This is a genomic window from uncultured Granulicatella sp., assembly GCF_963515095.1.
Taxonomy (GTDB): Bacteria; Bacillota; Bacilli; order Lactobacillales; family Aerococcaceae; genus Granulicatella.
This window is the reverse complement of record NZ_CAUPXD010000017.1, coordinates 1-20,416: the sequence shown is the minus strand read 5'-3', so window position 1 is coordinate 20,416 and position 20,416 is coordinate 1. Positions and strand designations below refer to the sequence as shown.

21 protein-coding genes and 1 pseudogene are annotated in these 20,416 nt (G+C 34.3%); all 22 read left to right on the top strand.

The window, feature by feature from the left end; translation table 11 throughout:
- The 22 genes and pseudogenes from RWL86_RS05225 to RWL86_RS05120 all read left to right on the top strand — a co-directional run bounded on the left by RWL86_RS05225 (position 1) and on the right by RWL86_RS05120 (position 20,329).
- A complete protein-coding gene (locus RWL86_RS05225) occupies positions 1–1,026 on the top strand; it encodes an L-threonylcarbamoyladenylate synthase (RefSeq protein WP_314077565.1) in 1,026 nt (341 codons plus the stop codon).
- Between the two features lie 98 nt (positions 1,027–1,124).
- Positions 1,125–2,357 carry a serine hydroxymethyltransferase gene (gene glyA / locus RWL86_RS05220; protein WP_314077564.1) on the top strand — a complete coding sequence of 411 codons (1,233 nt, stop codon included), beginning with the start codon at positions 1,125–1,127 and terminating at the stop codon, positions 2,355–2,357.
- 156 nt (positions 2,358–2,513) lie between these two features.
- Entirely contained in the window at positions 2,514–3,149 is a 636-nt protein-coding gene (upp, locus tag RWL86_RS05215; protein WP_314077561.1) for a uracil phosphoribosyltransferase, read from the top strand.
- A 130-nt stretch (positions 3,150–3,279) separates the two neighbouring features.
- Positions 3,280–3,993, top strand: coding sequence for a F0F1 ATP synthase subunit A (gene atpB / locus RWL86_RS05210; RefSeq protein ID WP_314077558.1), 714 nt, complete (start codon positions 3,280–3,282; stop codon positions 3,991–3,993).
- Positions 3,994–4,017: 24 nt separating this feature from the next.
- Positions 4,018–4,233 (top strand): F0F1 ATP synthase subunit C, encoded by a 216-nt coding sequence (atpE, locus tag RWL86_RS05205; protein ID WP_006703461.1) that lies wholly within the window; start codon positions 4,018–4,020, stop codon positions 4,231–4,233.
- Positions 4,234–4,274: 41 nt separating this feature from the next.
- The gene (gene atpF / locus RWL86_RS05200; protein WP_314077556.1) at positions 4,275–4,775 is read left to right on the top strand and encodes a F0F1 ATP synthase subunit B; all 501 of its coding nucleotides are present in this window, start codon (positions 4,275–4,277) and stop codon (positions 4,773–4,775) included.
- Positions 4,775–5,317 carry an ATP synthase F1 subunit delta gene (gene atpH, locus RWL86_RS05195; RefSeq protein ID WP_314077554.1) on the top strand — a complete coding sequence of 181 codons (543 nt, stop codon included), beginning with the start codon at positions 4,775–4,777 and terminating at the stop codon, positions 5,315–5,317. The genes atpF and atpH overlap by 1 nt, the downstream gene beginning before the upstream one ends.
- Positions 5,318–5,321: 4 nt before the next feature.
- Entirely contained in the window at positions 5,322–6,830 is a 1,509-nt protein-coding gene (gene atpA, locus RWL86_RS05190) for a F0F1 ATP synthase subunit alpha (protein WP_314077551.1), read from the top strand.
- A 34-nt stretch (positions 6,831–6,864) separates the two neighbouring features.
- The gene (locus RWL86_RS05185; protein ID WP_314077549.1) at positions 6,865–7,797 is read left to right on the top strand and encodes a F0F1 ATP synthase subunit gamma; all 933 of its coding nucleotides are present in this window, start codon (positions 6,865–6,867) and stop codon (positions 7,795–7,797) included.
- A 20-nt stretch (positions 7,798–7,817) separates the two neighbouring features.
- Positions 7,818–9,242: a F0F1 ATP synthase subunit beta gene (gene atpD, locus RWL86_RS05180; protein WP_314077546.1), complete on the top strand. Its 1,425-nt coding sequence runs from the start codon at positions 7,818–7,820 to the stop codon at positions 9,240–9,242.
- 2 nt (positions 9,243–9,244) lie between these two features.
- A complete protein-coding gene (locus tag RWL86_RS05175) occupies positions 9,245–9,679 on the top strand; it encodes a F0F1 ATP synthase subunit epsilon (RefSeq protein WP_314077544.1) in 435 nt (144 codons plus the stop codon).
- Positions 9,680–9,831: 152 nt separating this feature from the next.
- Positions 9,832–10,101: a 30S ribosomal protein S14 gene (gene rpsN, locus RWL86_RS05170; RefSeq protein ID WP_006703468.1), complete on the top strand. Its 270-nt coding sequence runs from the start codon at positions 9,832–9,834 to the stop codon at positions 10,099–10,101.
- Between the two features lie 27 nt (positions 10,102–10,128).
- Positions 10,129–10,239, top strand: coding sequence for a putative metal homeostasis protein (locus RWL86_RS05165; RefSeq protein ID WP_227930882.1), 111 nt, complete (start codon positions 10,129–10,131; stop codon positions 10,237–10,239).
- A 13-nt stretch (positions 10,240–10,252) separates the two neighbouring features.
- Positions 10,253–11,221: pseudogene (locus RWL86_RS05160) on the top strand (metal ABC transporter substrate-binding protein); the annotation flags it as partial.
- Between the two features lie 235 nt (positions 11,222–11,456).
- Positions 11,457–13,610, top strand: a complete 2,154-nt coding sequence (gene nrdD / locus RWL86_RS05155; protein WP_314077600.1) for an anaerobic ribonucleoside-triphosphate reductase — start codon at positions 11,457–11,459, stop codon at positions 13,608–13,610.
- A gap of 11 nt (positions 13,611–13,621) precedes the next feature.
- A complete protein-coding gene (nrdG, locus tag RWL86_RS05150) occupies positions 13,622–14,185 on the top strand; it encodes an anaerobic ribonucleoside-triphosphate reductase activating protein (protein WP_314077540.1) in 564 nt (187 codons plus the stop codon).
- A gap of 73 nt (positions 14,186–14,258) precedes the next feature.
- Positions 14,259–15,404 (top strand): MFS transporter, encoded by a 1,146-nt coding sequence (locus RWL86_RS05145; protein WP_399534491.1) that lies wholly within the window; start codon positions 14,259–14,261, stop codon positions 15,402–15,404.
- Positions 15,405–15,575: 171 nt separating this feature from the next.
- Positions 15,576–16,466 carry a ribosome small subunit-dependent GTPase A gene (gene rsgA / locus RWL86_RS05140; RefSeq protein WP_314077536.1) on the top strand — a complete coding sequence of 297 codons (891 nt, stop codon included), beginning with the start codon at positions 15,576–15,578 and terminating at the stop codon, positions 16,464–16,466.
- A 22-nt stretch (positions 16,467–16,488) separates the two neighbouring features.
- Positions 16,489–17,133, top strand: coding sequence for a ribulose-phosphate 3-epimerase (gene rpe / locus RWL86_RS05135; RefSeq protein WP_314077534.1), 645 nt, complete (start codon positions 16,489–16,491; stop codon positions 17,131–17,133).
- A gap of 13 nt (positions 17,134–17,146) precedes the next feature.
- Positions 17,147–17,821, top strand: a complete 675-nt coding sequence (locus RWL86_RS05130) for a thiamine diphosphokinase (RefSeq protein WP_314077533.1) — start codon at positions 17,147–17,149, stop codon at positions 17,819–17,821.
- Positions 17,822–17,990: 169 nt separating this feature from the next.
- Positions 17,991–18,272 (top strand): DUF6110 family protein, encoded by a 282-nt coding sequence (locus tag RWL86_RS05125; protein ID WP_314077531.1) that lies wholly within the window; start codon positions 17,991–17,993, stop codon positions 18,270–18,272.
- On the top strand, positions 18,272–20,329 hold the full coding sequence (locus tag RWL86_RS05120; RefSeq protein WP_314077530.1) for a heavy metal translocating P-type ATPase: 2,058 nt from the start codon (positions 18,272–18,274) through the stop codon (positions 20,327–20,329). The genes RWL86_RS05125 and RWL86_RS05120 overlap by 1 nt, the downstream gene beginning before the upstream one ends.
- Positions 20,330–20,416: the final 87 nt, after the last annotated feature.

The following is a 20,416-nucleotide window of genomic DNA, read 5'->3' as shown; positions in this document are numbered from 1 at the left end:
ATGAAAACACAAATTTTTCATCAAGAAACATTAGATCAAGCAGCTACTTTATTGAAAGAAGGAGAAGTTGTCGCTTTCCCAACAGAAACGGTGTATGGATTAGGAGCGATTGCAACAAGTCAAGAGGCGGTCTTAAAAGTGTTTGAAGCAAAGGGAAGACCGAGTGATAATCCATTAATTGTTCATGTTCATTCTGTAGACCAAGTCATCAATACTGTTGAAGAATTTCCAGAAAATGCAAAATTATTAGCGAAACATTTTTGGCCAGGACCATTAACGATGATTTTAAAAGCGAAACCTGGTATTTATGCACCGGCATTATCAGCTGGATTGCCGACCGTATCATTTAGAATGCCAAATCATGAGTTGACATTATCGTTAATTGAACAAGTTGGAATTCCATTAGTCGGACCAAGTGCAAATCAATCGACAAAACCAAGTCCAACAAGAGTCCAACATGTGGTGGAAGATATGGACGGAAGAATTGCTGGTATTGTAGATGGTGGAGATACAAGTGTCGGTGTTGAATCTACAGTAATTGATTTAACAAATGAAGAAGGTCCCGTTATTTTACGACCAGGAGTGATTACAAAAGAAGAAATAGAACCAATTATTGGTCCATTAGTGGAATATATGAAAACAACAACGGGGGAAAAAGTAACTCCTAAGTCACCGGGGATGAAATATCGTCACTATGCTCCAACTACTCCTGTCGTTGTGGTGGAAGGTTCTTTAGAGTTTTGGAATCAATTAATTAGTGAATATCAAGAACAAGGTGAAAAAGTTGCAATTATGGCAACGAATGATATTTTAGATGTAGTGAGCTCTAAAGTAGAAGAGTCTTATTCATTAGGCGAAAAAGATTCTCTTGCAGATATGAATCATCATTTATTTAATGCTTTGCGTTCGTTAGATCATACCGATGCGACTATTATTTTAGCGCAGGCAAGTGTTAAAGAAGGTGCGGGGTTGGCGTATATGAATCGCTTAGAAAAAGCATCTAGTTTTACTAAAAAAGAAAGATAGAAGAATGTTCTAACATAGTGGAACACAAAAGTTACTAATTTTGATGATACTGTTAAACTATGTTAGAATAATTCTATAGAAGAAAAGGAGTGAAGCTAATGACACAGTTTAAAGAAGACACACTTGTGTTTGAAGCAATTGAAAAAGAAGCCCAGCGTCAAAAGCACGGGATTGAATTAATTGCTTCAGAAAACTTCGTTTCACCTGCTGTATTAAGAGCGCAAGGTAGCATTTTAACAAATAAATATGCTGAAGGTTACCCAAATCGCCGTTATTATGGTGGATGTGAATATGTCGATGTAATTGAACAATTAGCAATCGACCGTGTAAAAGAATTATTTGGAGCGGAATATGCCAATGTTCAACCCCATTCTGGTTCTCAAGCGAATATGGCAGCTTATCGAGCGCTTGTTTCAAAAGGGGATAAAATTTTAGGAATGGATTTAAGTCATGGCGGACATTTAACCCATGGAATGGGAGTTAACTTCTCTGGTCAAGATTATGATTTTATTGCGTATGGATTAAATCCAGAAACAGAAATGATTGATTATGATGCTTTAGAAGAAATTGCTAAAAAAGAACGCCCAAAATTAATTGTTGCAGGAGCTTCTGCCTATCCAAGAGAAATTGATTTCAAACGTATTAGTGAAATCGCAAAAAGTATTGATGCTTACTTCATGGTAGATATGGCGCATATTGCAGGTTTAGTTGCAAAAGGAGCACACCAAAATCCAGTACCGTATGCAGATGTTGTGACTTCAACAACGCATAAAACATTACGAGGACCAAGAGGTGGCTTAATTTTAGCGAAACAAGAATTTGCGAAAAAAATTAATAGTGCCATTTTCCCAGGTATTCAAGGGGGACCATTAGAACATGTGATTGCAGCTAAAGCAGTGGCGTTCCATGAAGCACTTCAACCAGCGTTTGGAGAGTATATCGAACATGTTGTTGAAAATGCAAAAGCGATGGCGGAAGTCTTTAATGAAAGTGGTATTCGACCAATTTCTGGTGGAACAGATAATCATTTATTATTATTAGATATTACTTCTACTGGTTTGAATGGAAAAGAAGCACAAGAATTATTAGATAATGTAGGAATTACAGTGAATAAAAATGCGATTCCATTTGATCCATTGCCACCAATGAAAACAAGTGGTATTCGTGTTGGGACAGCAGCTATTACTACTCGAGGCTTTGATAAAGAAGCAGCGAAAAAAGTAGCTCAATTAATTGTAGAAACACTATCTTCTGCAACTGATGAAGGGAAATTAGACGAAATTCGTCAATCTGTACAAGAATTGACAAAACAATTTCCATTATATGAATAACATAATGTAATCAGTCACATTAATAATGAAAACACTATTTTCTTAATGAAATTTTAAGGAAAAAACTCTTTTTTTCCTATTTATATACTAGTATTTTGATTGTTTTTTTTGTAGAATAACAAATAGTGAAAATATATTATGGAAGGGGCAAGCAAGATGGGTAATTTTCATGTGTTAGATCATCCGTTAATCCAACATAAATTAACGATGATTCGACAAAAAGATTGTGGAACAAAAGTCTTTCGTGAGGTTGTAAATGAAATTTCAATGTTAATGGCATATGAAGTTTCAAGAGATTTACCATTAGAGGATGTGGAGATTGAAACACCTTTAGTGAAAACAACACTAAAAACTTTAGCTGGGAAAAAAGTTGCCATTATTCCTATTTTACGTGCTGGTTTAGGAATGGTTGACGGAATTTTAGAATTAATTCCAGCTGCCAAAATTGGACATGTCGGAATGTACCGTGATCATGATACATTACAACCTGTTGAGTATTTCGTTAAATTGCCTTCAGATATTTCTGAAAGACAATTATTTGTAGTTGACCCAATGTTAGCTACTGGAGGATCGGCGGTGGCTGCGATTGATGCGTTACTAAAACGTGGAGCGCAACCAAATTCGATTAAGTTTTGTTGTCTTGTAGCGGCACCTGAAGGAGTAAAAGTTCTTCAAGAGGCGCATCCGGAAATCGATATTTATGCTGCGGCATTAGATGAGCGATTAAACGAAAACGGCTATATCCTTCCGGGATTGGGCGATGCTGGTGATCGCCTATTTGGAACCAAATAAATAAAATCGTAGTCACGCTTATGCGTCTGACTATTGCCATGAAATCTGACAATAATCACCGTTTAAGCTATGAATGCGATAGGTGAAAATTGTCAGTTTTTTATTTGGAATAAGTAAGGGAGTATGAATTATGGAAGCTTTACCAAAAACGATAGAATTTTTTGGTTTGTCTTTTTCAGTTCCAATCTTACTTTCTTGTCTCGTAACATTATTAGTAGTAACAATTTTTTCAATTGTATCTGCTAGAAATGTTTCTATGAAACCAGGAAAGATGCAAAATGTTTTTGAATCTCTGATGGACTTCACAAAAGGGATTGTAAACAGTGCAGTAGATGAAGAAACGGGCAAGTCATATTACTTATATGTATTTTCACTCTTCTCATTTATTTTAATCGCCAATATGGCCGGTTTAGTGATTTATTTCCATTATGGAGAACATAGTTACTTTGCTTCTCCAACGGCAAGTCCAGTTGTGTGTTTGGCGTTATCATTGATGACGACATTAATTGCACACTATTCTGGTGTTCAAAAAATGGGATTTAAAGGCTATATTAAAAACTCTTATTTGAGTCCGATGTCTTTAATGTTACCGATTAAATTAATTGAAGAGTTTACAAATACAATTACACTTGCATTCCGTCTATACGGAAATATTTATGCAGGTGAAGTATTGTTAGGATTAATTGTGATGTTCTCATCCAGTTTTGGTATCTTAACCTATATTTTTGCAATTCCATTAGGAATTGTTTGGCAAGGATTTTCCGTAGTTATCGGAGCTATTCAAGCCTATGTATTTTGTACATTAACAATGGTGTACATTGCACATAAAGTAGAACATGAATAATTTTTAGAAATGAGGAATTAACTTATGACAGAATTAGCAGCAGCAATCGCAGTAGCAGGGGCAGCTTTAGCAGCCGCTTTTGGTAACCAAGCAGTTATCGTAAAAACAATTGAATCAATGACACGCCAACCAGAAATGAGTAATGAATTACGTTCAACAATGTTCGTTGGGGTAGCCTTAATCGAAGCGATGCCAATCTTTGCGGTATTAATCGCTTTAATCCTAGTTTTCATCAAATAATCAGTTTATTCGATAAGTTTGTTGAAAAGGAGGGATGATGGATGTTTCAGTATATGTTAACAGTTAGCACTGTTCTTGGAGATACACTTGTTGTCTTAATTTCAATTATTTTATTACTATTTTTAGTAAAATATTTTGCTTGGGATAAAATTGAAGCGATGTTAGAGGCTCGTCGTCAAAAAATTAGTAAAGATTTAGATGAAGCTGAAAAGAAACGTAAAGCGGCTGAAGAAATTCAAGCAAATGCAAAAGAAATTATTCATAATGCGGAAGCGAAAGGTCAAGAAATTTTAAATACGACTAGAGAAGCAGCTTCAAAAATGCAAGATGAAATGATTAAAGAAGGACGAGATGTCGTATCTAGAATGAAATTAGACGGACAACGTGAAGTAGATTCCATGAAACAACGTGCTTTGGCACAAATGCAAGATCAAATTGTAGATTTATCTGTTCAACTTGCAAGCCAAATTTTAAATAAAGAATTGACTGAGCAGACACATCAAGATGTGATTGAATCCTTTATTGAAGGGTTGGAAAGCTGATGGTGAAATTTCATAAAGAAGTAGTCAAAGCAGCCAGTCATTTTTATGGTCAAGTCAAGTATGACGGAACTTTAAAAACAGTTACAGAAGAATTACAAGAAGTATTAGACGGAATTCAAAATACTGCACGCTTTCGTCAATTAATGCATTTAGAACAAGTATCCGTTGAAGAAAAAATGGCATTATTACAAGAAGCTGTTTCGAATTTATCGCAAAGTACACAAGATTATTTAAAATCTTATTTACACCCTGATAAATCTGCTTATCTAATTGAAGCAATCGAAGCTTTTCTTGATATTTATTCAGCGAATCGACTTGAAATGATTTCAGCAGTTCCACTAACAGAAGAACAAATGAATCGTATTGCAGAAGCTTTTCAAAAGAAAATGAGAAAAGAGTATGATTCATTCGTCAATACGGTTGATTCAAGCGTAATAGGTGGAGTGAAATTAAAGACAAAAGAATATTTATTAGATGGAACATTATTATATAAACTTGAACAGTTTAAGAAGAAAATTAGTCAAACAGGATTGAAGGGGTGAGACAATGGATACGGAATTCGGTAATATCACAGCAGGAATCCGCAACCAAATTAATTCCTTTGAAGCGGAACAACACATTGAAGAAATTGGTGAAGTTTCATTTATTGGGGACGGAATTGCTCGTGTCATCGGTCTTACCAATGTCATGGCTGGTGAATTAGTAGAATTTGCAAATGGTACTTATGGTATGGCACAAAATTTAGAGAAAAATGATGTTGGTGTTATTATCTTTGGTACTTATGAAAATATCCATGAAGGAGAATCAGTGCGTCGTACAGGTCGTATTTTAGACGTTCCTGTAGGAGATGCTTTGATTGGTCGTGTTGTGGATGCTTTAGGTCGTCCAATTGATGGCTTAGGAGCTCTTGAAACAACAAAACGTCGTCCAGTAGAAAATGAAGCGCCAGGTGTAATGCAACGTAAAAGTGTTCACCAATCATTAGCAACTGGATTAAAAGTAATCGATGCATTAGTTCCGATTGGTAAAGGTCAACGGGAATTAATTATCGGAGACAGAAAAACAGGTAAAACAAGTATTGCTATTGATGCAATTTTAAACCAAAAAGGTAAAGATACTTTATGTATTTATGTCGCAATTGGACAAAAAGAATCTACTGTAAAAGCTTTAGTAGAAACTTTAAAACGTTATGGAGCAATGGATTATACAACAGTTGTATCTGCTAGTGCTTCACAACCAGCTCCAATGCTATATATTGCTCCTTATGCAGGAACTGCAATGGGAGAAGAATTTATGTATAACGGAAAAGATGTGTTAATTGTTTATGATGATTTATCAAAACAAGCAGCAGCTTACCGTGAAATTTCATTATTACTTCGTCGTCCTCCAGGTCGTGAAGCGTATCCAGGGGATGTATTCTATTTACACTCTCGTTTATTAGAACGTTCAGCGAAGTTAAATGATGAATTAGGTGGCGGTTCATTAACTGCCTTACCAATTATTGAAACTCAAGCGGGAGATATTTCTGCTTATATTCCTACTAACGTAATTTCTATTACAGATGGTCAAATCTTCTTAGAAAGTGATTTATTCTATTCAGGTGTTCGTCCAGGTTTATCTGCCGGATTATCTGTATCACGTGTAGGGGGATCTGCGCAAATTAAAGCGATGAAAAAAGTTTCGGGTACATTACGTATCGATTTAGCAAGTTACCGTGAATTAGAAGCCTTCACACAATTTGGTTCTGATTTAGATGCGGCAACTCAACAAAAATTAAATCGTGGTAAGAGAACCGTAGAAGTATTAAAACAAGATGTTCATAGACCATTACCAATTGAACATCAAGTATCGATTTTATTTGCATTAACACATGGAGTCTTAGATTCTATTCCAATTGAAAGATTGAAAGATTTTGAAAAAGCATTGTATCATCATTTAGAACATGAACATGCTGATATTTTAGCAAGTATTCGTGATGAAGAAAAAATTCCAGATGAAGAAGCTTTCTACCAAGTGATTGATAAGTTTAAACAAATTCATCTATACGAACGTTAAAAGTAATGCGAACTAGAAAGAAGAGGTGAATTGTATGGCGTCTTCATTAAACGACTTGAAGAAGCGAATTATTTCAACGAAAAAAACAAGTCAAATTACAAGTGCTATGCAAATGGTTTCTGCTTCAAAACTAGCTAAGTCTGAACAAGCCGTTCGTCGTTATCAGGATTATGCTGAAAAAATTCGTGAAGTTGTAACGCATTTATTATATGCTGAACAAAAACAAGATATTGAAGAAAATGATGAAGAAATTGATTCAAATGACGAAGAATCATTTATTGATTATCATGATTTATTAATCGAAAGACCTGTGAAAAAAACAGGTTATCTAGTCATTTCATCAGATCAAGGTTTAGCCGGAAGTTATAATTCTTCGATTTTTCAAGCAACACGCGAAATGTTGCAAACGGATCATGATTCAAAAGATGAGTATGTAATTTTAACAATTGGTGGAGCTGCAAGTCGCTTCTTTAAAAAGATGGGCATTGATGTTCGGTTAGAAATCAATGATGTCAGTGATATTCCATCATTTGAAGAAGTACGTAAAATTGTAAGTAGCGCGGTACAAATGTTTAGACAAGGTGAATTTGATGAATTTTATGTTTGTTATAATCACCATGTGAATGCATTATTATCCAATTATCGTGTTGAAAAAATGTTACCGATTATTGACTTAGATGAAGATGAAGCGAAAGAATATGAGTTAGATTATATTTTTGAGCCAAATAAAGAAATTATTATGGAAACATTATTGCCTCAATATGCAGAATCTCTTATTTATGGGGCAATTATCGATGCAAAAGCAGCTGAACATGCTTCGCGTATGACAGCTATGAGAAGTGCAACGGATAATGCAAGAGATTTAATTAGTGATTTGACACAAGATTTAAACCAACGTCGTCAAGCACAAATTACACAAGAAATAACTGAAATCGTTGGCGGAGCAGCAGCTCTAGAAGAACAGTAAGAGTGAAAGGAGGAAATTTTTTGAGAACTGGAGAAATTTTACAAGTTGTTGGACCAGTTGTGGACGTTGTATTTCCTTTAGAAGAAGGCGTGCCTGATATTCACAATGCCCTACATGTTATTAAAGAAGATGGTGAAGGGCATAAAAAAACAATTACGCTTGAAACAGCTGTTGAATTAGGGGATGGTGCTGTACGTACAATTGCCATGGAATCAACTGATGGTCTTCAACGAGGTATGAAAGTTATTGATTTAGGACGTACAATTAGTGTTCCAGTTGGAACAGAAACTTTAGGACGTGTATTTAATGTATTAGGGGATACAATTGATTTAGGGGAGAAATTTCCTGAAGATTTTAGACGTGATGAAATTCATAAACCAGCCCCTAAATTTGAACAATTAAGTAGCCAATACGAAATTCTACAAACAGGTATTAAAGTTATTGACTTATTAGCACCTTACTTAAAAGGTGGTAAAATTGGATTATTTGGAGGTGCCGGAGTAGGTAAGACGGTATTGATCCAAGAATTAATTCATAATATCGCTGAAGAATTAGGTGGTATTTCTGTATTTACGGGTGTTGGAGAACGTACTCGTGAAGGGAATGACCTTTACCATGAAATGCAAGACTCAGGTGTATCTGCTAAAACTGCCATGGTATTTGGACAAATGAATGAACCACCAGGAGCTCGTATGCGTGTTGCGTTAACAGGATTAACGATTGCTGAACATTTCCGTGATGAGCAAAAACAAGATGTATTATTATTCATTGATAATATTTACCGTTTTACTCAAGCAGGTTCAGAAGTATCTGCCCTTTTAGGTCGTATGCCTTCAGCTGTAGGGTATCAACCAACATTAGCAACTGAAATGGGGCAATTACAAGAACGTATTAGTTCAACAAAAGATGGATCTATTACATCTATTCAAGCGATTTACGTTCCTGCCGATGACTATACTGACCCAGCGCCAGCTACAACATTTGCCCATTTAGATGCTACAACGAACTTAGAGCGTCGTTTAACGGAGCAAGGGATTTACCCAGCGGTGGATCCATTAGCTTCAACTTCAAGTGCTTTAACTCCTGACATTGTAGGAGAAGAACACTATGAAGTAGCCATGAAAGTTCAACAAATGTTACAACGTTATCGTGAATTACAAGATATTATCGCTATTTTGGGGATTGATGAATTATCTGATAGTGAAAAAATAATTGTAAACCGTGCAAGAAGAATTCAATTCTTCTTATCTCAAAACTTCCACGTTGCAGAAGCATTTACAGGTCAACCAGGTTCATATGTTCCTATTAAAGATACAGTACGTGGCTTTAAAGGAATTATTGATGGAGAATATGATGATATTCCTGAGGACTTATTCCGTAATGTTGGACCGATTGAAGATGTTCTTAAAAAAGCACAAGCGGCAGGTTACCGAGGAGGTAATTAATCATGCTTGAAAATCGAGAACTTTTAGTCGTCGTAACGACACCAGAAGGGAAAGTTTATAATCACCGTTCTTATTCGGTTAGTGCAGAAGCCATTGATGGAGGAATTACGATTCTCCCAAACCATGCGCCAATTATGTTACCGTTAAAAATTGGTGAATTACAAGTAAAACGTTTCTTAGAAGATTCTCCTACTGATTATATTGCGATTGGTGGCGGAATTATGGAAGTACGTGATAATGTCGTAACGGTTATTGCGAACGTTGCCGAACGTGCACGTGATATTGACGTGGGTCGTGCTGAACAAGCGCGTGATAAAGCAGAAGCGATTATCCAAGATAAAAATTGTTCTAAGAGTGAAGTAGAACGTGCGAAAATTGCATTGAACAAAGCAATTAACCGTATTGGTGTTTCAAAACATCGTCGATTAAAACAATAATGAAAATGAAAACTGTTGGTACGCCAGCAGTTTTTTTCATTTTCTTTGAAAAAACAGAAAATACCTATTGCAAAACAAAAAAAGAACTGATATAATCATAAAACGTAAATGTTACGATTTAAGTAAAGTTTAAAACGAAAAGAGGAGAACAAATGGCTAAAAAGTCAAAAATTGCTAAACACGAAAAACAATTAGCATTAGTAGAAAAATATGCACAACTTAGATATGAATTAAAACAAGCGGGAGATTATGAAGCACTTCGTAAATTACCGATTAATTCAAATCCAAATCGTGTGAAAAATAGAGATATGGTTGATGGTCGACCAAGAGCTTATATGAGAAAATTTGGAATCTCAAGAATTAAGTTCCGTGATTTAGCTCATAAAGGCTTAATCCCAGGTGTTGTAAAAGCAAGCTGGTAATTCAAAGTAAGTAATGGAGGAAAAGAAATGAAACAAGATTTAGCAACAGCATATAGACAAATGAAAAGTCCAAATATTAAAACTCGTAAACGTGCGTTAAAATTAATTCATGAAGCGAAACGTGGAAAGAAAAAATAAGAGGAGTACAATGATGAAAGTCAGTAAAAAAATTGTAGCAGTTTTAGGAACAGCATTTTTATTAGGAGCTTGTTCTCAACCAACTACTTCTACAAAAACTCAAAAAGAATCTAAATTAAATATTATGACAACATTTTTCCCAATGTATGATTTTACTAGAAATATCGTTGGAGAAGAAGGGAATGTTACATTATTAATTAGTGCCGGAACTGAACCGCATGAATATGATCCAACTGCAAAAGATATTGCAAAAATCTCACAATCAGATGCTTTAGTATATGATAATGAGAATATGGAAACTTGGGTTCCAACTGTGATGAAGAGTTTAACAGATTCTAAAGTAAAAGAAATCAAAGCAACAAAAGATATGGAATTATTGTCAATTGAAGATGATGACGAACACGAAGGTGAAGAACATCATGACGAACATGAACATGAGTTTGATCCACATGTATGGTTATCTCCTAAAAAAGCAAAATTATTAGTTGAAAAAATTACAGCTCAATTAAGCGAAGCATTTCCTGAAAAAGCATCTGCATTTAAAACAAATGCACAAGCATATTTAGAAAAATTATCGCAGTTAGATAATGAGTACACAACAGCTTTAAAAGATGCGAAGCAAAAGAATTTTGTGACACAACATACAGCGTTTAGATATTTAGCGACAGATTATGGTTTGAATCAAGTTGGAATTGCAGGAATTTCTCCAGAAGCAGAACCTTCACCAGCTCGTCTAGCTGAATTAACGAAGTATATTAAAGAAAATGAAATTCGTTATATTTATTTTGAAGAAAATGCATCAGAAAAAATTGCAAAGACTCTAGCAACAGAAACGGGAGTTGTGTTAGAGGTGTTAAATCCATTAGAATCTTTAACAAAAGAAGAAATGGATAAGGGTGATGATTATATTTCAGTCATGAAAGAAAATCTTCAGACTTTATTGAAAACAACGACCGTAGCAGGTAAAGAAATTAAGCCAGAGCATTAAAATTTTTTAAGTTGAAATGAAGAAATTCGTAGGGAGTATAATTATAGTGAGTTTCTTCGTTAGTTTAGAGAGTTTTAGATTAAACTTCTATAGAGACGAGAGTTTCTATAGAAGTTTTTTTGTGCTCTTTTAACTATATATAGTTTTAAAAGCGGTTGAAAAACACAATATATAGGTGTATGATAGTGGAGGTGATAAAAATGTAAAGGAGGAGTGAGAGTTGAGTGTAATGCTTGTAAAGAAAAGAGATGAAAGAGTAGAGACGTTCCATCGTCAAAAAATCTTTCATGGAATAGAAAGAGCAGAAAAAAGTTTATATGGTGAACTTTCAAATAATCGTAAAGAAATATTAGATGGAGTTACGAAAAAGGTTTTATCAATAATTGACAGTTTAGCGAAAAAGGAAATCAAAACAGAAGAAATAGAAGTTATCGTTTTAAACTGTTTGAAACAAGAAGGAGAAACGGTATTAGCAAATCAATTTCTTGCCACGAGAATTGAATGGGATAAAAAAAGACAAAAAGAAATGGATGTTACTCAACGATTAACAAAATTAAGCCAAAGAGATACGAGTATTATTCATGAAAATGCCAATAAAGATAGTGAAGTCTTTAATACACAACGAGATTTGATGGCAGGAACAGTTGGAAAAGCTTTCGCTCTAAAAATGCTTCCTCCACATGTTGCAAATGCTCATTTAAAAGGGGATATTCATTATCATGACTTAGACTATCATCCTTATTTACCGATGACGAATTGTAGTTTAATTGATTTTAAGGAAATGTTTGAACACGGATTTAAAATTGGAAATGCAGATGTCGAAAGTCCTAAATCAATCCAAACAGCTACTGCTCAAATGGCGCAAATTATTGCGAATGTAGCTTCAAGTCAATATGGAGGATGCTCTGCTAATCGTATTGATGAAGTATTAGCACCCTATGCAAAGTTGAATTATGAAAAACATTTACAAGATGCTAAAAAATGGGTGGATGGAGAGAAAAAACAAGAAGCGTATGCATTAGAAAAAACGAAAAAAGATATTTATGATGCCATGCAATCCTTAGAGTATGAAATTAATACGCTCTATACTTCTCAAGGGCAAACTCCATTTACAACATTAGGATTTGGATTAGGAATGTCATTATTTGAACGTGAAATTCAAAAAGCAATTTTAAAAGTAAGAATTAAAGGGATTGGGAAAGAAGAAAGAACGGCTATTTTCCCTAAATTAATTTTTACGTTAAAACGTGGCGTGAATTTAGAACAAAAGGATCCGAATTATGATATTAAAATATTAGCTTTAGAATGTTCGACGAAAAGGATGTATCCAGATGTCTTAAATTATGAACAAATTATTAAAATTACGGGTAGCTTTAAAGTTCCAATGGGATGCCGTTCATTTTTACAAGGATGGAAAAATGAAAAAGGTGAAGATGTTTCGGATGGAAGAATGAATTTAGGAGTTGTGACATTAAATATTCCTAGAATTGCGTTAGAATCAGATGGCGACAAAGAGCGATTTTGGAGCCTTTTAGAAGAAAAATTACAAATTTGTAAAGATGCATTAGTGTATCGGGTAGAACGATGTAAAGAGGCAAAATCAGCAAATGCGCCTATTTTATATCGCTATGGTTCGTTTGGAAAACGATTGATGAATGATGAAGCGGTAGATGAAGTATTTAAACATCGACGTGCAACAGTGTCACTTGGATATATTGGCTTATATGAAACGGCTACTGCCTTTTTTGGAAATTGTTGGGAAACAAATCCAGCAGCAAAAGAATTTACCTTAAATATTTTGAAACGATTAAGCGAAAAAACAAAGGAATGGTCGGATGAATATGACTATCATTTTAGTGTTTACGCAACTCCAAGTGAAAGTTTAACGGATCGCTTTTGTAGATTAGATCAAGAAAAATTTGGGGATGTAGTCGATATTACAGATAAAGAATATTATACAAATAGTTTCCACTATGATGTGAGAAAATCACCAACTCCATTTGAAAAAATTGAGTTTGAAAAAGATTATCCTGTTTATTCTTCAGGAGGATTTATTCATTATTGCGAATATCCCGTTATGAAACAAAATCCAAAAGCGCTTGAGGCAGTTTGGGATTATGCATATGAAAGAGTGGGGTATCTTGGAACAAATACACCGATTGATCGTTGTTATGAATGTGGCTATGAAGGGGAGTTTGAACCAACTGCAAAAGGGTTTGAATGTCCAATATGTAAAAATAGAAATCCAAAAACTTGTGATGTTGTTAAACGAACTTGTGGTTACTTAGGAAATCCTCAAGCTCGTCCAATGGTTCACGGAAGACACCAAGAAATTAAATCACGGGTTAAACATCTCTCTAATGAACGAAATCTAAGAAATTAGGAGGAGTGGGTATGAAGTTTCCAAAACCGGGGGAATGGACAAGCGAGCAATATTCTAAAGGGAAAATTGCTAGTTATAAGCCTTATAATTTCGTAGATGGAGAAGGCGTGCGTTGTTCCTTATATGTGAGTGGTTGTTTATTTGCTTGCGAAGGTTGCTATAATGTCAAAGCACAAAATTTTAATACGGGAATTCTTTATACAGAAGAATTAGAAGAACAAATTATTCAAGATATTGGAGCTAGTTATTGCCAGGGATTAACGCTATTAGGGGGAGAACCTTTTTTAAATACTCAAGTATGCCTATCCTTAGTTCATAAATTACGAAGTGTTTATGGACAGTCTAAAGATATTTGGTCATGGACAGGCTATACTTGGGAAGAGTTACAGTTAGAAACACCCGATAAAAAAGCTTTATTACAAGAACTTGATATTTTAGTAGATGGAAGATTTGACCTTACAAAAAGAGATTTAACATTGCAATTTCGAGGAAGTTCGAATCAAAGAATCATTGATGTGCAAAAGTCCTTGCAGGATGGGCGAGTTGTTTTGTGGGATGGATTAAGAGATTCATGAAAGATTAGATGAACTTGACGATATTCTTTTATACTCGTAAAATAGATACTATGTTTTTTAAGGAGTTATGTGTATGAAGATATCAACTATTTCAAAATTCTCATTAGTGAGTATTTCGACATTATTAATGTCGCATTTGGCGATTTCACCTGTTTTGCCTAAATTATATGAGTATTATCATGGAATGAATCCAGAACTAGGTTTAGCTTCTGTGGAGAGTTTAGCAACGATTCCAGCAATGATGATTACGATTTTTGTGTTAATGAGTAATCTTGTCATGAATAAAATTGGGAAAAAGAATACAGTATTATTAGGAATTGGTTTAATCATCATTTTTGGACCACTTCCAGCGTTTATAACGAATTTTAAATTAGTGATGATGAGTCGAATGTTGTTAGGAGTAGGGATTGGGCTGTTTAATTCTTTATCGATTAGTTTGATGAGTGACTTTTTTGAATCGGATGAAAAAGCAACCATGATAGGGATGAGAACAGCTTTCTTAAATATTGGAAAAGCATTGACGACATTTTTATCAGGTTATTTATTACTATTTGGTGAACGTGCGGTATTTTTAACCTATCTAATTGCGATTCCGATTTTCTTGTTATTTTATCAATATGTTCCAAACACTTCAGTTGAACAACTTACTAAGAAAAAAGGTAACATTCGTTTAGCAACTGTTGTGTTAACACTGTTGACCTTTTTAGTAGGGGTGAGTTATATGGGATTAACTATAAAGATCCCATCTCTTATTTTAACGCACTATCAATTAGAGGTTGCTCTGTCTCGTAATTTATTAACGATTTTAGCTCTCAGTGGTACAATTGCTGGTTTTATTTTTGGAATGTTATTGAAGAAAATTGGAGATTTAACATTGCCGATGATGCTATTAAGTATGGCGGTTGGTAGTTTAATCTTTATTTTCTTTAAACATATCGTTCTTTATTATGTGGCGAGTGTTGTAATTGGGGTAAGTTTTGTAGGTACGATGTCTTATATTTTCTATTTTATTTCGAGAATTTTTGAAAAAGAGGAAATTCATTTAACGACGAGTATTGTGTTAGTTGGAGGAAATGTTGGGGTAATTTTGACACCGGTTATTATGACAAAATTCCCTGAATGGATGAATTGGAATCCGTTTATTGCGCCATTTTATATGGTAAGTGCTTTTATGGGTATTGTTGCAGTTTTTAGCGGATGGTATTTATTAAAAAAATAATTTTTAGAAAAAGAGTTTTTGATAGTAGTATTAGGACGCCAGCAACCAGCTAACGCTGGCTCATACTACTATGGAACTCTTTTTCTTTTTGATGATGTTGAGGAAAAAGCATAGCAATTTCTATTGAAACTCTTTATAATATAACTGATAACAAAAAACAAAGGAGCGATTATGCCTCAAGGAAAAATTATTCGAGCCTTAAGTGGCTTTTATTATATCGAGTCCTCACATCAAGTGTATCAAACCCGCGCACGTGGAGTTTTTAGAAAAAGAGGACAGTCTCCATTAGTGGGAGATATTGTGGAATTTACAAGTGATACTCTGGAAGAAGGAGTATTAGAGAAAATTCATCCTAGGAAAAATACTTTAGTTCGTCCACCTGTTTCAAATGTAGATATTGGCGTAGTAGTAATGTCTGCTGTGGAACCAGATTTTTCAACGCATTTAGTGGATCGATTTTTAGTATATTTAGAAGGAATGGAAATTCAACCCGTTTTATTAATTACAAAGGTAGATTTATTAAATGAAGAACAATTACAACGCTTAGAATCAGTGAAGAAGAAATACCAAGAAGTCGGATATGAAGTATGGTATTCTTCAGAAGTAAAAGATCATCAAAGTGAATTTTTAGCTTCCTATAAAGGGAAATTAGTGGTCTTTTTAGGGCAATCTGGGGTTGGAAAGTCAACCATGTTGAATCAATTAATTCCAGAGTTAAATCAAGAAACTGGAGAAATTTCTAGCGCACTAGGTCGAGGGAAACATACGACTAGACAAGTTTCTTTACATGAAGTAGAAGAAGTTTGGATAGCAGATACCCCTGGATTTAGTACGGTAGACTTTATTGGTGTGGAAAAAGAAGATTTACCTTATTTATTCCCTGAATTTGAAGAGTACTCTACTCGCTGTAAATTTAGAGAATGTTCACACCAACATGAACCCCAGTGCGCTGTGATAGAAGCCGTTCAAGAGGGGAAAATTTGGCAAGAGAGATATGACCATTATCAAGATTTCTATGAAGAAATTAGCCAAAGAAAACCAATGTATCAAAGAAAAAAATAATCATTATAAAGGAGTCAAAAACATGAAAGTAGCACCTTCAATTTTAAGTGCAAATTTTGCAACATTAGGAGAAGACGTTAAGAAAGTAGAACAATTAGGAGCAGACTGGATTCATATCGATGCAATGGATGGTCAATTCGTTCCTAACTTAACACTTGGACCAAATATTGTAGAAGGGCTTCGTCCTATTACAACATTAACATTAGATTGTCATTTAATGGTTCAAGAACCTGAACGTTTTGTAAAGGAATTTGCAAAAGCGGGGGCGGACTATATTTCTGTTCATATTGAAGCAACAAATCATATTCATCGTACATTGCAACTCATTAAATCTGAAGGAGTAAAAGCAGGGATTGTGATTAATCCAGGAACTCCAGTTAGTGCCATTAGTGCTGTATTGGGAATGGTGGACTTAGTATTAGTGATGACCGTAAACCCAGGATTTGGGGGACAAGCATTTATTCCAGAAACATTAGATAAAGTAAGAGAATTAGTAGAATTACGTGAAGAATATGGCTATCACTATTTAATTGAAGTAGATGGTGGTGTAAATGGAAAAACTGCTAAATTATGTCGTGAAGCAGGGGTAGATGTTGCTGTTGCAGGATCTTATGTTTACTATGCAGATGATATTAAAAAAGCGATTGATTCTATAAAAGAAGCTTAAAGAGGATTTGGGTATGGAGATAATTGTAGTAATTGGGGGACCTTTGGAAGAGGGTGCTATACGGAGATGGCTTCATCAGAAACTCCAACAAAAAGATAACCAAAAATTTCAATTTATTGGAGTAGATGGGGGCTGTTTGAAATTGATGGAAGAAGAGTTACCGATTGATTTAGCAATTGGAGATTTCGATTCGATTTCACTAGAGGATAAAGAAGCATTGAAAAATTATGCTTCTAACATGATTGAATTTCCTTCTGAGAAAGATTTTACTGATTTTGAAGAAGCGTTGATGTGGGTTGCTAAGTCATATCCTCAGCAAAAGGTTCATGTATTAGGGGCTTTTGGTGGAAGAGTGGACCATGCGATTAGTTGTTTATGGACCATGTTTCGTCCAGAATTACAAGCATTAATTCCGTATTTATCATTGGAAGATGAATGGAATTATATTTCTTTTTTAACTCCAGGAGATTATGTCATTGAAAAATTAGACCATACGAAGTATTTATCTTTTATTACAACTGGACCTGTAACCCAATTGACTTTGAAAAACGTGAAATATACATTGAACAACCAAGATTATGATTTTCCAATCGCATTGATTAGTAATGAGTTTATCGAAGACAAAATGGAAATTTCATTTAAGTCTGGTGGAATCATTGTAGGTCAAACAAGAGATTCTTGGAGATAAAACGACTGTATAATTATATTTTTAGGATTAATTCAGAAATCGCTCTATTATTTTCTTTAAGAAATAGGGAGTAATTCTTTGTTTATGATTGAATTTTTTACAAAAAACGGTATACTATATATGAGTCTATATAAAGACTTAAAAAAGTATAAAAAATGGAGGTCTTTTTATGTTAAAAGAAGTATTTGAATTAGGAAAAATCGTTAAAAAAACGAGCGTTTTTGTTAGTGGAGTTGTAGTAGGTTCATTAGGACTTAAAGTTTTAGCGAACAAAGACACAAAACATATTGCTGCAAAAGCTGTAGCAGTATCTTACAAATTAAAAGATGGATTAGATGCAACAGTTTCTCAATTGAAACAACATGCAGATGATGTATTAGCTGAAGCAAATGACTTATATGTTGAAGAAAAAGCAGCTAACTTAGCAACAGTAGAAACAAGTGAACAATAATGAAAGTTACAATTAAAGCTCAATCAAAAAATAGAGTGCGTTTGGAAGTGCCTTTTAGATGTACAGCTGCTGTTCAGTTGTATTTAGAAGAAGAAAAAAGACTATTTCCAGAAATTATGCAAATCATTTGTTATAAAGATGAAAAGCATATCGCATTTACTTTTGAAACAGGACATGAATCAAGTGTTTATCGTTTCCTAGATCATTTAGAGGTGACTACTTTAAATGAAAAACAAAGAGATTTTACAGTGGATGATCAAGTGACACCTGTGGATATTGTAGCTTCCCATATTTACCGTAAATTGGTTGCAAAAGTATTGATTCCGCAACCATTAAAAATTTTCTGGTTATTATGGAAAATGAAGAAATTTGGAAAAGCTGCATTTGAATCTGTTTTAGAAAAGAAATTATCCATGAGTATTTTGGATTTTGTAGCGATTGTAACATCGATGGCAATGGGAGATCATAAAACAGCTGATACGATTATGTTCTTATTAAATCTTGGAGATGATTTAGATGAGTGGTCTCAAAAGAAATCCGTTGAAGATTTAGAGAAAAATCTAAAAAATAATATTTATGAATTATGGATTGAAAAAGACGGAGAACGATTCAAAAAATTAAGTCATCAAGTAGAAGTGGGCGATGTATTCGTTGCTACTGAAGGACAAGAAATTTATTTTGATGGAACAGTTGTATCTGGTCGTGGATTTTTAAATGAAAGTTCATTAACTGGAGAAGCTTTCCCTGTGTCTAAAAAAATTGGAGATACTGTTTTTGCCAATACGGTTGTAGAACAAGGTGAATTATTAGTAAAAGTTACGAATGCTGAACAAAATTCACGTTTACAACAAATTGTTCAATTAATGAAAACAAGTGAATTACATCAGTCGAAACAACAAAAACAATTATTAGAAAAAGCAGATGGCTTGGTGAAATATAATTTCATAGGAATGGCAGTGACATATTTATTAACAAGATCAGTGCAAAAAGCATTAACGTTCTTATTAGTCGATTATTCATGTGCTTTAAAATTATCGTCACCAGTGACTTACTTAACAGCTATTAAAGCTGCTTCTACAAGAGGAATTGTTGTAAAAGGTTCTAGTTCACTAGATGAATATCCAATGATTGACACCTATGTGTTTGATAAGACTGGAACTTTAACAACAGGGGTTCCAAAAATTCAAAAGATTTTACCTTATCTTGGCTATTCAGAGGAAGAAGTATTACGAATTGCAGCGTGTTTAGAAGAGCATATTTATCATCCAATTGCGAGTGCAGTAGTGCAAAAAGCAGAAGATGATGGAGTTGAACATGAAGAAATGCATGGTAAATTAACGCATGTGGCTTCTAAAGGAATTTTATCTTCGATTGATGGAGAAAAGGTAGTTATCGGAAGTTTAGAATTGTTGAATGAACATCACGTGGAAATTTCTGAAGAACAAGCTAGAATTATTGAAGAGTATACTCAATGGTATCACCTATTGTATTTAGGTTATAAAGGAAAATTAATTGCGATTTTCTTGATTGATACACCATTACGTCCGGAAACGATTGAAGTTTTACAATCGTTAAAAGAACGTGGAAAGAATATTATTTTATTAACTGGGGATACGAAGAAACGAACAGAATCCATTTGTTCGCTGATTCAATTTGACGAAGTGTATACAGAAGTGAAACCAGAACAAAAACACCAAGTGGTTCAAGATTTACAAGCTAAAGGACATCGTGTCTTTATGATTGGTGATGGTCTAAATGATTCAGCAGCTCTCTCAAAAGCAAATGTTGGAGTAGTGATGGCAAGTTCATCAGATATTGCTAGACAAGCTAGTGATATTGTATTTTTAGAAGAAACTTTATCTGGAATTCTTGTTTTAGATGATATTTCTGCACAATTGCAAAAACAATTAGGAAGAAACTTGAATACAACTGTATGGGTAAATACTTCGTTAATGGGATTAGGATTGTTTAATGTATTAACGCCTAGTACATTAGCTGTATTCCATAATTTGACAACAACTGTCATTATCGGAAAGAGTTTTACTTATATTAAATAGTAAAAGAAAAAAGACTGGACATTATCCAGTCTTTTTGTTATGTGACTTTCAGTCCGTCACGCTCCGTAGGTGCGTGACAAATAAACC

What these genes read in the sequence shown, in the direction of transcription:
- RWL86_RS05225 (WP_314077565.1), top strand. Translation starts at nt 1, where the DNA reads ATGAAAACACAAATTTTTCATCAAGAAACATTAGATCAAGCAGCTACT.
- glyA (WP_314077564.1), top strand. Translation starts at nt 1,125, where the DNA reads ATGACACAGTTTAAAGAAGACACACTTGTGTTTGAAGCAATTGAAAAA.
- upp (WP_314077561.1), top strand. Translation starts at nt 2,514, where the DNA reads ATGGGTAATTTTCATGTGTTAGATCATCCGTTAATCCAACATAAATTA.
- atpB (WP_314077558.1), top strand. Translation starts at nt 3,280, where the DNA reads ATGGAAGCTTTACCAAAAACGATAGAATTTTTTGGTTTGTCTTTTTCA.
- atpE (WP_006703461.1), top strand. Translation starts at nt 4,018, where the DNA reads ATGACAGAATTAGCAGCAGCAATCGCAGTAGCAGGGGCAGCTTTAGCA.
- atpF (WP_314077556.1), top strand. Translation starts at nt 4,275, where the DNA reads ATGTTTCAGTATATGTTAACAGTTAGCACTGTTCTTGGAGATACACTT.
- atpH (WP_314077554.1), top strand. Translation starts at nt 4,775, where the DNA reads ATGGTGAAATTTCATAAAGAAGTAGTCAAAGCAGCCAGTCATTTTTAT.
- atpA (WP_314077551.1), top strand. Translation starts at nt 5,322, where the DNA reads ATGGATACGGAATTCGGTAATATCACAGCAGGAATCCGCAACCAAATT.
- RWL86_RS05185 (WP_314077549.1), top strand. Translation starts at nt 6,865, where the DNA reads ATGGCGTCTTCATTAAACGACTTGAAGAAGCGAATTATTTCAACGAAA.
- RWL86_RS05175 (WP_314077544.1), top strand. Translation starts at nt 9,245, where the DNA reads ATGCTTGAAAATCGAGAACTTTTAGTCGTCGTAACGACACCAGAAGGG.
- rpsN (WP_006703468.1), top strand. Translation starts at nt 9,832, where the DNA reads ATGGCTAAAAAGTCAAAAATTGCTAAACACGAAAAACAATTAGCATTA.
- RWL86_RS05165 (WP_227930882.1), top strand. Translation starts at nt 10,129, where the DNA reads ATGAAACAAGATTTAGCAACAGCATATAGACAAATGAAAAGTCCAAAT.
- nrdD (WP_314077600.1), top strand. Translation starts at nt 11,457, where the DNA reads ATGCTTGTAAAGAAAAGAGATGAAAGAGTAGAGACGTTCCATCGTCAA.
- nrdG (WP_314077540.1), top strand. Translation starts at nt 13,622, where the DNA reads ATGAAGTTTCCAAAACCGGGGGAATGGACAAGCGAGCAATATTCTAAA.
- RWL86_RS05145 (WP_399534491.1), top strand. Translation starts at nt 14,259, where the DNA reads ATGAAGATATCAACTATTTCAAAATTCTCATTAGTGAGTATTTCGACA.
- rsgA (WP_314077536.1), top strand. Translation starts at nt 15,576, where the DNA reads ATGCCTCAAGGAAAAATTATTCGAGCCTTAAGTGGCTTTTATTATATC.
- rpe (WP_314077534.1), top strand. Translation starts at nt 16,489, where the DNA reads ATGAAAGTAGCACCTTCAATTTTAAGTGCAAATTTTGCAACATTAGGA.
- RWL86_RS05130 (WP_314077533.1), top strand. Translation starts at nt 17,147, where the DNA reads ATGGAGATAATTGTAGTAATTGGGGGACCTTTGGAAGAGGGTGCTATA.
- RWL86_RS05125 (WP_314077531.1), top strand. Translation starts at nt 17,991, where the DNA reads ATGTTAAAAGAAGTATTTGAATTAGGAAAAATCGTTAAAAAAACGAGC.
- RWL86_RS05120 (WP_314077530.1), top strand. Translation starts at nt 18,272, where the DNA reads ATGAAAGTTACAATTAAAGCTCAATCAAAAAATAGAGTGCGTTTGGAA.